This is a genomic window from Demequina sp., from assembly GCF_024642165.1.
Taxonomy (GTDB): Bacteria; Actinomycetota; Actinomycetes; order Actinomycetales; family Demequinaceae; genus Demequina.
Genome location: NZ_JAHEBP010000058.1, coordinates 1 through 11,860, shown reverse-complemented (window position 1 = coordinate 11,860; position 11,860 = coordinate 1). Strand labels below are relative to the sequence as shown.

Annotated in this window: 14 protein-coding genes; 10 read left to right on the top strand and 4 right to left on the bottom strand. The window is 70.5% G+C overall.

Features of this window, described 5'->3' with window-relative positions:
- Nucleotides 1–394: 394 nt before the first annotated feature.
- From Q0L54_RS06870 to Q0L54_RS06855, 4 genes are all read right to left on the bottom strand, one after another.
- On the bottom strand, nt 395–661 hold the full coding sequence (locus tag Q0L54_RS06870; RefSeq protein ID WP_296666469.1) for a hypothetical protein: 267 nt from the start codon (nt 659–661) through the stop codon (nt 395–397).
- Between the two features lie 152 nt (nt 662–813).
- Nucleotides 814–1,617, bottom strand: coding sequence for a hypothetical protein (locus Q0L54_RS06865; RefSeq protein ID WP_296666468.1), 804 nt, complete (start codon nt 1,615–1,617; stop codon nt 814–816).
- Complete coding sequence (locus Q0L54_RS06860; RefSeq protein WP_296666467.1) at nt 1,614–2,165, bottom strand: sigma-70 family RNA polymerase sigma factor; 552 nt, start codon at nt 2,163–2,165, stop codon at nt 1,614–1,616. The genes Q0L54_RS06865 and Q0L54_RS06860 overlap by 4 nt, the downstream gene beginning before the upstream one ends.
- Before the next feature lie 89 nt (nt 2,166–2,254).
- Entirely contained in the window at nt 2,255–2,950 is a 696-nt protein-coding gene (locus Q0L54_RS06855) for a hypothetical protein (protein WP_296666465.1), read from the bottom strand.
- A gap of 272 nt (nt 2,951–3,222) precedes the next feature.
- Here Q0L54_RS06855 and Q0L54_RS06850 point away from each other — a divergent pair, with 272 nt between their 5' ends.
- From Q0L54_RS06850 to Q0L54_RS06805, 10 genes are all read left to right on the top strand, one after another.
- Nucleotides 3,223–3,585: a helix-turn-helix transcriptional regulator gene (locus Q0L54_RS06850; protein ID WP_296666463.1), complete on the top strand. Its 363-nt coding sequence runs from the start codon at nt 3,223–3,225 to the stop codon at nt 3,583–3,585.
- Nucleotides 3,582–4,034: an SRPBCC domain-containing protein gene (locus Q0L54_RS06845; protein ID WP_296666462.1), complete on the top strand. Its 453-nt coding sequence runs from the start codon at nt 3,582–3,584 to the stop codon at nt 4,032–4,034. The genes Q0L54_RS06850 and Q0L54_RS06845 overlap by 4 nt, the downstream gene beginning before the upstream one ends.
- Before the next feature lie 82 nt (nt 4,035–4,116).
- On the top strand, nt 4,117–5,040 hold the full coding sequence (locus tag Q0L54_RS06840) for a class I SAM-dependent methyltransferase (RefSeq protein WP_296666461.1): 924 nt from the start codon (nt 4,117–4,119) through the stop codon (nt 5,038–5,040).
- Nucleotides 5,037–5,612 (top strand): hypothetical protein, encoded by a 576-nt coding sequence (locus Q0L54_RS06835; protein WP_296666460.1) that lies wholly within the window; start codon nt 5,037–5,039, stop codon nt 5,610–5,612. The genes Q0L54_RS06840 and Q0L54_RS06835 overlap by 4 nt, the downstream gene beginning before the upstream one ends.
- A gap of 185 nt (nt 5,613–5,797) precedes the next feature.
- Entirely contained in the window at nt 5,798–7,327 is a 1,530-nt protein-coding gene (locus tag Q0L54_RS06830) for an MFS transporter (protein ID WP_296666459.1), read from the top strand.
- A 77-nt stretch (nt 7,328–7,404) separates the two neighbouring features.
- Nucleotides 7,405–7,782 (top strand): VOC family protein, encoded by a 378-nt coding sequence (locus Q0L54_RS06825; protein ID WP_296666457.1) that lies wholly within the window; start codon nt 7,405–7,407, stop codon nt 7,780–7,782.
- Between the two features lie 255 nt (nt 7,783–8,037).
- Nucleotides 8,038–8,439, top strand: coding sequence for a VOC family protein (locus tag Q0L54_RS06820; protein ID WP_296666456.1), 402 nt, complete (start codon nt 8,038–8,040; stop codon nt 8,437–8,439).
- A gap of 82 nt (nt 8,440–8,521) precedes the next feature.
- Nucleotides 8,522–10,159 (top strand): DUF885 family protein, encoded by a 1,638-nt coding sequence (locus Q0L54_RS06815; RefSeq protein WP_296666454.1) that lies wholly within the window; start codon nt 8,522–8,524, stop codon nt 10,157–10,159.
- Nucleotides 10,160–10,259: 100 nt separating this feature from the next.
- Entirely contained in the window at nt 10,260–11,456 is a 1,197-nt protein-coding gene (locus Q0L54_RS06810; protein ID WP_296666451.1) for a PQQ-dependent sugar dehydrogenase, read from the top strand.
- A gap of 53 nt (nt 11,457–11,509) precedes the next feature.
- The coding region (locus tag Q0L54_RS06805) for a DUF1304 domain-containing protein (RefSeq protein WP_296666450.1) at nt 11,510–11,860 on the top strand (351 nt) is incomplete at its 3' end.

Sequence of the window (11,860 nt, the reverse complement as noted above, 5' to 3'; positions counted from 1 at the left end):
GTGCGCGCGGGGCGGTTGTCGATCGAGGCCTGGAACGTGCCGTCCGCCTCCCAGTACGCGAGCACGTCGCTCTCGAGCGTCGGGAAGTGCGGCGACGGCGGCACCTCGGCGTGGGAACCGGGCTCGGAGGTGCGGTGGAGGGGGTAGCGCGCGGCGGTCATACGTTCCTCGTGGTGGTACGGGCGTTCAACTCGGCTGCGAGGACGCCCCGCCCGTGAGGACGATGCGCGGTACCACCCCGCTTGCGACCGCACCCGGGTGGGGCGGCCGCCTCTCGTGGTCGCTATGACGGGCTGCCCGTGCGGTTCTACCGGGGCCGAGGCCCTTTCTTCCGCAAGCTCACCGGTGATGGCCGGGTCGTCGCTGGTGCGGCCCAGTGTACTGGAGGGCGGCGTCAGGGCGGCGTCGGGTGGAGCACCAGGCTCAACACGTGCCGTGACCGACCTTCGCCCGGGTCCTGCGTCGCGAAGCCGACCAGAAGCGTCGCAAATCCGAAGGCGAGGCGCGCCAGGTCGTCGTGGTCGAGCCAGAGCGGCACCTGCCGGTAGGAGACCGCGTCACCCACAGGGTCCACGTCCGGCCCGTCGAGGTAGCGGCCGAACTCGGCGATAAGGGCGCCCGTGAAGGCGGCGAAGCCAGCGCGGTGGTGGTCGGAAGTCATGCTGGACGCGTCCGCACCGGTCAGGTTCGCGGCCGCAGCAGTACAAGAAGCAGAGCCGCAAGCCGTTGGACGCGTCCGTCAGCACTGACATCGAGGCGTGGCTGCGAACCGCACCCCAGGATCGCCCTCACTGATCGTGCGGGCGGTCAGAACTAGGGGCCCAGCACCATCGAGGTGACGATTGCGAGCGCGCTGTCCGCCGCCCCCGGCTCGACCACGACGCTCACTGCCTCCGACCCGTCCGCGTAAAGCCACATGGTCCACGCCGCACCACTGAGTGCATCCACCGTGACGCGCACGCGCACGGCCGTTCCCGGAATGCCCAAGAGACCTAGTCGGACGACGTCGACGGATGCATCGGTTCCGGCGAGCTCCCCGCTGCACGCCGCCGCTTGGGATGCGGCGGCGTCGAGGTACTGCTGCGCACTGGCGTCCGTGTCGAACGAACGCGTGGTGACATCGTTGACGCCGTTCTCGCCGACAAACGCCCCGAGGTGGGTCGCCGCGGAGGCGCCGAGCTCGCCCAGACCATCGAGGCTCGCGAAGGCGGCGAGCGCCAGGCATGACTGAGAAGCGGAGAGTGCAGGTCCGGCGAAGGTGGAGAGAGGCATAGCGCTCGACCTCGCGTCGATGTTGATCCCGTCGACCGTCCACGCCGCGCCGTCCGAGCGTTGGTCGCCTGGCGGCGTGGGAGCACTCGAGGTCGAGGACGCCCCATCGGAAGACCCCGTGACCGGCTGCTGGGCGCCCATCCCGGGGAACAGCGCATAGGCGCCAACTCCCACTGCGCCGATCACCACGAAGGCGCCCGCGATCTCGATCAGGCGCCGAGCCGTGCGCCGGGGCGCGATCGCTCGCTCGTACACGGTGGTCTCGCCGCCCACGTGCTCCCCGTCGAAGCGCGCGGCTTCCGCACGCGCGCCACGTGCAAGCATCGACCTGAGTTCCTCGCTCATCGCGCCCCACTCCTCCGTGCGATCACCGTCGTCCTCCCGTCGAAACCGTCGGGCGCGTCGTCGACCATGCCTCCGAGCTCCCCGCGCAGCCGCTGCATCGCATCGTGCACGTGGCGCTTGACCGCGCCGGACGTGACCGAGAGGCGCTCGGCCGTCTGGTCGATGCTGAGGTCCTCGAGATAGCGCAGAACCACGCAAGCGCGCTGTCGAGGCGTCAGCACCCGCAGCACGCGAGCCACCTCATCGGCCTCCCCGGCGTGCGCATCCGCCGGCGGGGCATCGCGCGGGACCAGGAGATGCTGCTTAGCGCGGGCGGTTGCCCTCGACCGGCGGCCGTTGATGAATTGGGTAGTGATAGCGCGCCTCACGTAGGCCTCGGCGGACGGCACATCGTCCAGACGGCGTGCCCGCGAGAACGTGCGGATGATGGCGTCGTGGACAAGGTCCTCGGCCGTGGGCCGGTCCCCGGTCAGCATGAACGCGAACCCCACCAGCGCTCCGCGACGTTCGCGGATCAGCGTGTCGAGAATTCCATGCCACGCCCTCATCACGGGCCTCCGTCCGGCCGCCGTGCCCACGGCGGCGTGGTCTTCAAGTTTCCATCATCGCGCGGATGCCAGCGCGGCACCCAGCCCGGTCATGCGGCGGCGCCCTCCAGATGGCCCGCCACCTCGGCTAGCACGTCCGCCGCAAGCGAGTTCGACGTGTCGCTACCGACCTGGGCCCGCAGCAGGACGCGGTCGACCACCGCGTAGTAGCTGGTTTCTGCCTCGTCGATCGGCTGAGTCGCACCCGTCTCGGAATCGACGATCTGCACCACGCGCAGGTCGATCCGTGCCGTCGGGCCGTCGAGGCCATCAATAATCGGGGTCGACACCTCTACTCCGTCCGCCGTGAGTTCGGCGGGCGGCCCCACGAGGGTCTGAACGAAGCCCGTGCAGCCGCTGGCACCTGCGACCGCATCCAGCACGGCGGTAGCCGCCGCAGGATCGTCGAACACCCGTGCCCGCACGCTCGCGGCAAGGCCCGCGCCACCCGCATCACCGTCCGGGTACAAGACGACCACTGACACGATCGGGTCGTCGCTGCGCGCTGTCGCGTCCTCGTCCGTCGCGAGGTTGAGCGCGGAGATTATCGGCTGACACTCGGCGGGATCGACGGCGGACGGCGCATCCGCGACCATGGTTCCCGCCGCCACGAGCGGCATCATTCCTTCCGTTCCATAGCCGTCGTACGCGAGCCCTTCCGCTTCGAGGAGAGCGACCGACGGGGAGAATGTGGTGAGTCCGTCCAGGAGGTCTTGGTCCTCGGCGGCGTATCCAGGGAATGGCATGGAACTGGCGTCCGGGGTCGGCGAACTCGCCGGCGCAGACGAATCTGGGGTCGCGTCCGCCCCGCCGCCCGACGCGGCGGTACACGCCGCGAGGAGTCCCGCCACCGCGATCGAACCTGCCGCGCTCGTGGTCCATCGTGCTGTGCTCGTCATCTCTGCTTCCCTCCCCGACGCGCCCCGTGGTAGCCGCGCTGCAGTGTCAACACCGCAGCGGTCCACAAGGTTGAGGCATCCGCTTGACAGATCAGCCGACCGGGCGAATAGTAAACCGCATGGTTTATCAATTGGTTCCTGCGCCGGCCGACGGCGATCGACTCGATCGGATCTTCGGCGCCCTGGCACACCCCGCCCGGCGGGAGGTGCTGCGCATCGCCGCGACCAGCCCGTCGCCCATGACCATGTCCGACCTCGCCCACGCGACGCGGATGTCCCCGCAGCTGCTCAACAAGCATGCCGCCGCGCTCGAGCGCGCGGGACTCATGACCCGGGTGACGAGCGGCCGCGAACGCCACGTCCGCATCGACGCCGAGGCGATGGACGCCGCGCTCGACTGGATGAACAGCGCCCGCGCGTTCTGGGGCGCCGCGCTCGACAACCTTGAGGACTACATCGAACGAAACAGGGAGGAAGCATGACCATCGCCGACACGGGACTCGCCGTCACCATCGAACGAGACTTCGCCATCGACCCCGCGCGCATGTGGGAGCTGTGGACCACTCCGGAGCACGTCGCCGCCTGGCTGCGACCGTCGCTCGACCGCTACAAGCCGTCGACCTGCGAGGCGGACGTCCGCGAGGGCGGCGCGTACCGGCTGCTCATTCCCGGCGTGGAGGAGGGCGATTTCGTCGCCTACGGACGCTATCTCGAGCTCGACCCGCCGCGACGCCTGCGCTTCACCTGGGGTTGGGAGGGCGACATGCCGCATGTGGCCGACACCTCGGAGGTCGACGTCGAGATCACCGCCACGGACGGCGGCTGCCACCTGCGCCTGACCCACACCCGGCTGTGGGATGAGGATCAGCTGGCGAGCCACAGCGAGGGGTGGCGGGGCACGCTCGACGTGCTCGCGCACCTGTACGGCTGACCCTCACCACGCCCTCGCGGAAGCATCCTCGCCCCATCGCGGTTGACCTCACCAGGGACTCCGCGACGAGGAGGGAGCGGACATGGGCGTGACGGCGGACGCATCGTCGCTCACGGCAGTGCGTCCGGAGAAGCTCGAGATCCTCGACGTGCTCTGGGCGAACGGCCCGGACGGCGCGCGGCTGCCGGTGCGACGGGACGATGCGGTCGAACGCCTGCGGGCGTCCGACCAGCCGGGCGCGGCTGCCCTCGTGCAGGCGATGCCCGCGCACGGCGGCGTGCTCGACGAGGACGCCGTGGACGCCACCTTCCTCGCGGTTCACCTCGAGCTGGCCCGCCTCAGCGAGTTCGTCCACGTCCCCCAGCGGATGGCCCAGTCGCTGCGGCCAGTGGTGGACCGCCTCCGCGACTCCGGGGAGGGCCCGGTGCGCATCGTCGATCTGGGGTGCGGCATCGGCTACGACACCCGCATCCTCGCCGCCACCGGCGCGCTCGGCGACGGGGTCGAGTATGTGGGTCTCGACTTCAACTCGCTCCTCGTCGACGCCGCCACCCGGCTCGCCGCGCTCGAGGAGATCCCGGTGACCTTCCTGGTAGGCGACGCTCTCGACTCCTCGCTCTCGATGGAGGATCCGGACCGCACTGTGGTGGTGTCCTCCGGAGTGCTCCACCACCTCGGGCGTGACAACCTCCAGCCGTTCTTCGCTCAGACCGCGAACTCGGGCGTGGCGGCGTTCGCCCACTTCGACGTCAATCCCGGGCTCTGGGCGGACGTGGGCGCATGGGTGCTTCACCACACACGCATGCGCGAGCCCGTCTCGCGCCACGACGGCTCCATGTCGATGAAGCGCGCCTTCACCACCGAGGACCTGCTGACCTATGCCTCCGCCGGCTGCGGGCGCGCCTATCACCTCCGCTGCGACAAGGTCACCAACCTGTACCCGCGGCCCGAGCAGATCGTGCGCCCGGTCCTCGGACTGCGCAGGGACCTGGGAGGCGCACCGTGAGGGAGATCATCGACTCGATCGACTTCGGAGACGTGTTCGGCCTGGCCCTCCTGAGCATCGTGGTGCTTCAGCACGCCGGCACCGCCGGGATCCACGCGTGCATGGGACGTGACGGCCGCACCCGTCACCGTGCCATCGAGATCCAGGGAGCATGGCGCGGCACCGTCGCGCTCGTGGTCCTGCTCACCCCCGTCGGGGTGGTGTGGGCGCTCGACGCGTTCTCCTCGCCGGAACGCTTCCACCTCTACATGCGCGCCAACGAGGCGATGCTATGGCTGTGGATCCCCATCACGGTGGTCGCGCTCACCAGCTTCCTGATCGCGCGAGTGTCCCCATGGCAGGTCCGCTCCAACGTGAACTCGATGGTCTTCAGCGTGCTGGAGCTGCTCCGTCCGGCGGTGGCGGCGGCAGGCATGGCCATCGGCGCGATCGCGACCGGCGACCTCCGGGTGGGACTCGTAGGCGCGTTCGCGGTGCTCATGGGCCTCATGGTGTTCCGGCTCACCAGGCGTTGGTGGTACTCGAAGCCGGTCACGCTCGATGACCTGGGACCGGCGCCTCGAACGGCCTGACCGTGCCACCGTCCCTCAGCGCACGAATCCTGCGAATGCCTTGAGACGGGGAAGGATCCGCTCGCGCCAGTCGTTCTGTGGGCAGGTGGGATGACCGTGATCCCGCCGGGCGGCGCCGCCCTGACCCGCCGCCCGGAATGCTCGCGCGGCGGCTGACCACCGCACGCGACGCGCAGAGGACCCTCATGTCCGACCTCACCCGCACCCTCGAACTTCCCCGCATCGACTCGCCTACACCCACGTCCGGCGAACTGACCCACCGGGCCGCCTTCGTCGAGCCCGAGCCCACCACGCTCACGATCCCCGTGGTCGGGGGTGGCGAGACCGTCGTGCTCGGCGAGCCCGAGCCGGGCGTCCGCAGCATCGAGTCCCTCTCGCTCACCCCGCGCCGCGCAGGCCTCGCGCTCACGGCGCTGGCGGTGGGCGCATTCGCCACCGGCGCGAACGAGGCATCGATCGTGGCCCTTTCCCCGACCATCGCGGCGGGCCTGGGCGTCCCGGTCGCATCGGTCGGGCTGCTCGCGACGGCCTTCGCGCTGACCGTGGTGATCGCCGCGATACCGCTCACCCTGCTCACCGGTCGGCTGAGCCGGCGCCTCGCGCTGGGCACCACCCTCGCCGTCTGGACGGTGGGCGTCGGGATCGCCGCGAGCGCCACGAGCCTCGGACAACTGGCCACGGGCCGCGTGGTCTCCGCGGCGGCCCACGCGCTCTTCTGGGGGGTGGTGGCACCCACGGCTGCCGGCCTCTTCGCCCCGCATCTGCGCGCCCGCAGCGTCACGCGCATCATGGTGGGCGCCGCCGCGGCCGGCGTCATCGGGACGCCCCTCATCACCGTCGCCGGAACGCAGCTGGGCTGGCAGGCGCCGTACTGGGGATTCGCGGTCCTCGGAGTCGCGCTCACGGCGGCGCTCGCGCTGACGCTGCCCGGCAAGCCGCCCGCCCCGGACCCCGATCAACCCCGTCCCCAGACCCGCGGCGACCTGCCCTCGCTCTCCGCGTTCCTGCGGGTGCTCGCGGTCACGTTCGTCGCGACGGTGGGCATGACCACCACGTGGACGTACATCGTCCCGTTCTTCACGGACGTCGCCTCCGTGGGCACCGCCACCGTGCCGGTGCTGTTCGCGCTCGGCGGGACCGTGGCGGTGGGCGCGACGCTGGGCGTGTCCCGATTCCTCACGCGGCACGCCGTGCCCACGGTCGCGGTCGGACTCGGACTGCTCACCGGGGCGTGGACGTTGCTCGCCCTCGGGCTCGGGTGGTCCGCCATCCTGGCGCAGGTGCTGCAGGCCGCCGGTTGGGCCGTGCTGCTCGCCGCGCTGCTCAATTGGGCGATGCGACACACACCCTGGCGCACGGAGGTGGGCGCCTCCACCTACACGGTCACCATGAACTCGGGGGCGGCGATCGGGCCGTTGCTGGGCGGGCTCATCGTCTCCCGGTGGGGCCTGCCCGCTCTGCCGCTCGTGTCCTTGGGCCTCACGTTGGGCGCCGCCGCGATCACCGCGGCGGTGGACCGAAGGACACTGCGGCGCCTACGGGTGCCGCGCCACGTCAGGATGGCGCTCGAGGCCAGGCGCACGCTCGCCGCACGGCGCCGCGAATTCCAGCGGCGTACGGCGAACGCGACGGCACGGTCCGCCGGCACGGCGGTCCGCCGTGCGGGGGGCGCGCTCCGTGGCCACGTCGCGGACCTGGACACCCTCCTGGGCTGACCGCGCCGGACTCGACGTGCGCCGCCGAACCCGGAGTCGGAGACTGGAGGGGCAGTCCCCGACGAAAGGAGCCGATCATGCTCGGCGACAGCACTGCGATGGCCTGCTTCTCCACCGATTCGGTCGAGAAGGCACGCGAGTTCTACGGCGACACCTTGGGTATCGCCATCTCCCACATGGACAGCGGAAGCCTGGTCTTGGACCTCGCCAATGACTCGCACGTCCTCATCTACGAAAAGGACGACCACGCCGCGTCGAACTACACCACCCTGGTCCTGCAGGTGGACGACCTGCGGGCGACGGTGGCGGCACTCAAGGAGCGCGGCATCGAGTTCGCGGACCTGCCATACACCGATGCCGACGGCATCGCCGTGGACGAGGGCATGCCTCCGACCGCCTGGTTCACGGACCCCGCGGGCAACTGGATCGCGATCGGCGAGATGCCTCCGATGTAGCGTCACGCGCCCGTGTGAGCGCCGCGCGGAGAGCGACACGTCGCCGCTCGCCGTGCGGCGAGGCGCGCGCGGGCGCACACTGGTGGGGTCCCTGTGAGGCGGTTCGCCCGCCCATCGCCGGCACCCCCCGCCGGCACCCACCCACGCAGCGGAAAGCCCCGCCCGTGCGTGCGCCCGCGCCACGCGGCGCCACCGCATCCGCAGGGGGCCGCTGCCGCCCGGCACGGGCCGGGCATCCGACTCAGGAGCAGGATCATGCTCAATCACAGCAATGCGTTCGGGAGCTTCTCCACGGACGACATCGACGCCGCGGAACGCTTCTACGGCGAAACCCTCGGGCTGGAGGTGATGCGCTGGGCCGACGCGGGTATGGGCGAGATGCTCTGGCTCACCCTGCCCGGCGGCGGCCGTGAATTCATCTATCACAAGGAGGATCACACCCCGGCGACTCACACGGTCCTCAACTTCGAGGTCGACGACTTCGACGGCGAGGTCGCGTCGCTGCGCGACAAGGGCGTCATGCTCGAGCACCTCGAGTGGACCGACGACAACGGCGTAGCGCGCGACATCGAGGGTCGCATGCCGGTCACCGGCTGGTTCAAGGACCCAGCGGGCAACTGGATCTGCATGATGCAGAAGATGGCGGTCGCGCACTGACGCGCACACCCTGTCCCCCGGACGGCACCGCGGGCGTCTCCTCCGGGGGGCGCCCGCGGCGCTGTCGCGCTACGGTCGACGAATGGAACCCCTGACACGCCTGGCAGACGAGTACTACGACTACAAGCTGGGCGTGAGTCCTATCGACCTCATGTGGGACGGCAGGCTCGAGCACCTCGCCGAGTGGAACGACGTCACCGTCGACGGCCGCGCCGCCGCGCACGCGCGCCTGATCGCGTTCGCCGAGGCCGCGGAGGCCATCGACACGGGCAACGCGCAGGAGGCGCGCGCGCTTCGCGATGTCATCGCGACGTCCGCACGGGCTTCGGCGCTCCAGCTCGCCTGGGAACCTGAGCTGCTGTACCTCAACCCGGCCATGGGCGTGTGGGAGCTGGTCATGGGGTTCATCGGCTCGTTCCCGCTCGCGACCGCGGAACACGGCGAGGCGTATCTCGCGAAGCTGCGCGGGCTGCCCCGCCTCCTCGAGGACGTCATGGATGTGGCCGAGGCCGCCGCCGCGGAGGGTCGCGTGGCCCTCAAGCGTCATCTCGACGCGACGGCCGCGTCGGTGGAGACCGCGGCGAGCCGCGCCCGAGAGGGCGACGACCGGCTGCGCAGCCAGCCTGCTCCCACCGGCATGGACGATGCGGCGAAGGCCGCGTGGGAGGCGTCCCGTGACGCCGTGGTCGCCGATGAGGTGCTCCCGGCGGTGGACCGCTTCGCGGCTCGGCTGCGGCTGCTCGCGGAACGCGGCCTGCCGGACGAGACCCCGGGACTGGTCCACCTGGAGGGCGGCGCGAAGGTGTACCGCGACCGCATGTGGTCGCACTTGCTGATCGATATGACGCCGGATCAGGTGCACCAGGTGGGTCTGGCCGAGGTCGCACGGCTCGAGGACGAGTATCGGGCGATCGCGGGCCCGCTGCTCGGCACGGAGGACATCGAGGAGATCTACACACGGCTCCGCGAGGACACCTCGCTGCGCTACACCGACTCCGCGAGCATCGTCGCCGACGCGGAGGCGGCGCTGGCGAAGGCCAACGCGGCGGCGCCCGCCTGGTTCGCCCACCTGCCGCAGTCGGGTTGCACGGCGCACGCCACGGATTTCGGGGCGATGGCGTACTACTCGCCTCCGGACCCGCGCACGGGCAAGGAGGGCCAGTTCTACTTCAAGTCCTCGGATCCGAGCCAGTGGGCCACCTATGAGATGGAGGCGATCGCGTACCACGAGGCCGTGCCGGGCCACCATCTCCAGCTTGCGCTGCACGTCGAGAACGAGGACCTGCATCCGGTCCAGCGCGAGTTCTTCAACACGGCCTACGCGGAGGGGTGGGGCCTGTACACCGAGCGGCTCGCGGACGAGATGGGCCTCTACTCCTCGGACCTGTCCCGCGTCGGGATGCTGAGCGCGGACTCCCTGCGGGCGTGCAGGCTGGTGGTCGACACGGGGATTCACGCCCTCGGATGGAGCCGTTCCCAGGCGATCGATTTCATGGTGGCCCACACCCCGATGGATCGCCATCACATCGAGCAGGAGGTCGACCGCTACATCGGCATGCCGGGCCAGGCGCTGGCATACATGATCGGCCGACTGGAGATCCTCGCGATCCGCGAGGAGGCGCAGATGAGGCCCGACTTCGATATCCGCGAGTTCCACGATGCGGTGCTCCGATACGGCGCCGTGCCGCTGCCCACACTCCGATCGCTGGTGCTCGACTAAGCGATCCACCTGGTCTCGGGGTGCCCCCCGGGGCTTACATACGCTACGCAGAATGTCAACTTTTACACCGGTCGCAAGGCACGCCTAACCTGGAGGGGTCATGCCAGTTCTCCCCCGCCTCGTCGCCCTCGCCTGCGCCCTCCCGCTGGCGCTCGCGGGCTGCTCGTCGTCCTCGTCGACCGAGCCCAGCCCGAGCCTCGAGCGCATCGTCACCGACCCGAAGTCGACCGTGGCTGCATCGCCGTCGCCCGTCCCCACCTCCGTGGGCGGCCCGGCGATCGCGGCGGTGACCGAGCAGCACGAGATTGTGGGCGACCTCGACGCGCCGTGGGACATGGAGTTCATGACCGACGGGTCGCTGCTGGTGACGGAGCGAGACACTGCCACCATCCGGCGGGTGCGCGCCGGCTTCGCGACCGTGCTGAACGGACCGGGAGCGGAGGCGCTGCGGTCGACCGTCATGAATGCGGGCGAGGGCGGGCTCCTCGGCATCGCCGTCCTGGAGGGCGACGTCACCTATCTCTACGCGTACATCACGCGCGAGGACGACAACGCGGTGCTGCGCATGGAACTTCATGATGATCTGCTGAGCCTCCCGACGCCCGTGATCGAGGGCATCCCGTCCGCCAAGAACCACGACGGCGGCCGCATGCGCTTCGGCCCCGACGGCTTCCTCTACATCTCGGTGGGCGACGCGGGCAAGCCGGAGCTGGCGCCCAACACGGACTCCTTGGCCGGCAAGATCCTGCGGGTGATCGCCGACGGCAGCGAGGCGGACGGCAAGGCCGCGCCGGACAATCCCTGGAAGAACCGGGTCTGGTCGCGTGGGCACCGCAACGTCGAGGGCTTCGGCTGGGTCGCCGACGGCCGCATGTACGCCAGCGAACTGGGCCAGGACTCCGCGGACGAGCTCAACCTCATCAAGGCCGGAGCGAACTACGGCTGGCCGGCGCACGAGGGCTTCTCGGGTGCACCCAGCGGGACGGCCCCCGGGACGATGCTGGGTGGCTACACCTTCCCCGTCGCGACGTGGGACCCGGACGAGGCCTCGCCCTCCGGTATCGGCATCACGCACGAGGCGATCTACATGGCGTCCCTCAAGGGCGAGCGCCTCTGGCGGATCCCGCTGACCACAGACGGCATCGGCGAGCCGCACGTGATCCTGGACGGGATGGGCCGGCTCCGAGACGCCGCAGCGGCCCCCGACGGCAGCGTCTACGTGCTCACCAACAACACGGATGGGCGCGGCACCCCCACCGAGGGCGACGACAGGCTCCTGGGCCTCACCATCGGATAGGGCTGGAGCTCGCGCATCGGCGCGCCCGGTCGATGGCGCGCTAGGGTGCGGGCATGACGCTCGCTGCCGCCATCCTCGCCATCATCGCCGGCGCCGCGCACGTGGGCGTGTGGGCCGCGGAGTCCCTGTTCTGGGAGCGCGAGCCCGTGTGGCGGCTGTTCGGGGCGCGGTCCGCACAGGAGGCCGCCACGCAGGCCGGACCCATGTTCAACATCGGCTTCTACAACCTGTTCCTCGGGCTCGGCGCGATCGCGGGCGGCGTCCTCGCCGTCGCATCGTCCCAGTGGACCCTGCTGGTCTACACGTGTCTGTTCATGGCGGGCGCCGGCGGAGTGCTGCTGATCCGCTATCCCGGGCTGTGGCGCGGGGCGCTCGGCCAGTCCGCCATCCCGATCCTGGCGCTG

Excerpts from the sequence above, each read along its gene's own strand:
- Q0L54_RS06845 (WP_296666462.1), top strand. The coding sequence starts at position 3,582 with ATGACCATCGCCGACACGGGACTCGCCGTCACCATCGAACGAGACTTC.
- Q0L54_RS06860 (WP_296666467.1), bottom strand. The coding sequence starts at position 2,165 with ATGAGGGCGTGGCATGGAATTCTCGACACGCTGATCCGCGAACGTCGC.
- Q0L54_RS06830 (WP_296666459.1), top strand. The coding sequence starts at position 5,798 with ATGTCCGACCTCACCCGCACCCTCGAACTTCCCCGCATCGACTCGCCT.
- Q0L54_RS06855 (WP_296666465.1), bottom strand. The coding sequence starts at position 2,950 with ATGCCATTCCCTGGATACGCCGCCGAGGACCAAGACCTCCTGGACGGA.
- Q0L54_RS06825 (WP_296666457.1), top strand. The coding sequence starts at position 7,405 with ATGCTCGGCGACAGCACTGCGATGGCCTGCTTCTCCACCGATTCGGTC.
- Q0L54_RS06815 (WP_296666454.1), top strand. The coding sequence starts at position 8,522 with ATGGAACCCCTGACACGCCTGGCAGACGAGTACTACGACTACAAGCTG.
- Q0L54_RS06850 (WP_296666463.1), top strand. The coding sequence starts at position 3,223 with ATGGTTTATCAATTGGTTCCTGCGCCGGCCGACGGCGATCGACTCGAT.
- Q0L54_RS06865 (WP_296666468.1), bottom strand. The coding sequence starts at position 1,617 with ATGAGCGAGGAACTCAGGTCGATGCTTGCACGTGGCGCGCGTGCGGAA.
- Q0L54_RS06870 (WP_296666469.1), bottom strand. The coding sequence starts at position 661 with ATGACTTCCGACCACCACCGCGCTGGCTTCGCCGCCTTCACGGGCGCC.
- Q0L54_RS06840 (WP_296666461.1), top strand. The coding sequence starts at position 4,117 with ATGGGCGTGACGGCGGACGCATCGTCGCTCACGGCAGTGCGTCCGGAG.
- Q0L54_RS06810 (WP_296666451.1), top strand. The coding sequence starts at position 10,260 with ATGCCAGTTCTCCCCCGCCTCGTCGCCCTCGCCTGCGCCCTCCCGCTG.
- Q0L54_RS06820 (WP_296666456.1), top strand. The coding sequence starts at position 8,038 with ATGCTCAATCACAGCAATGCGTTCGGGAGCTTCTCCACGGACGACATC.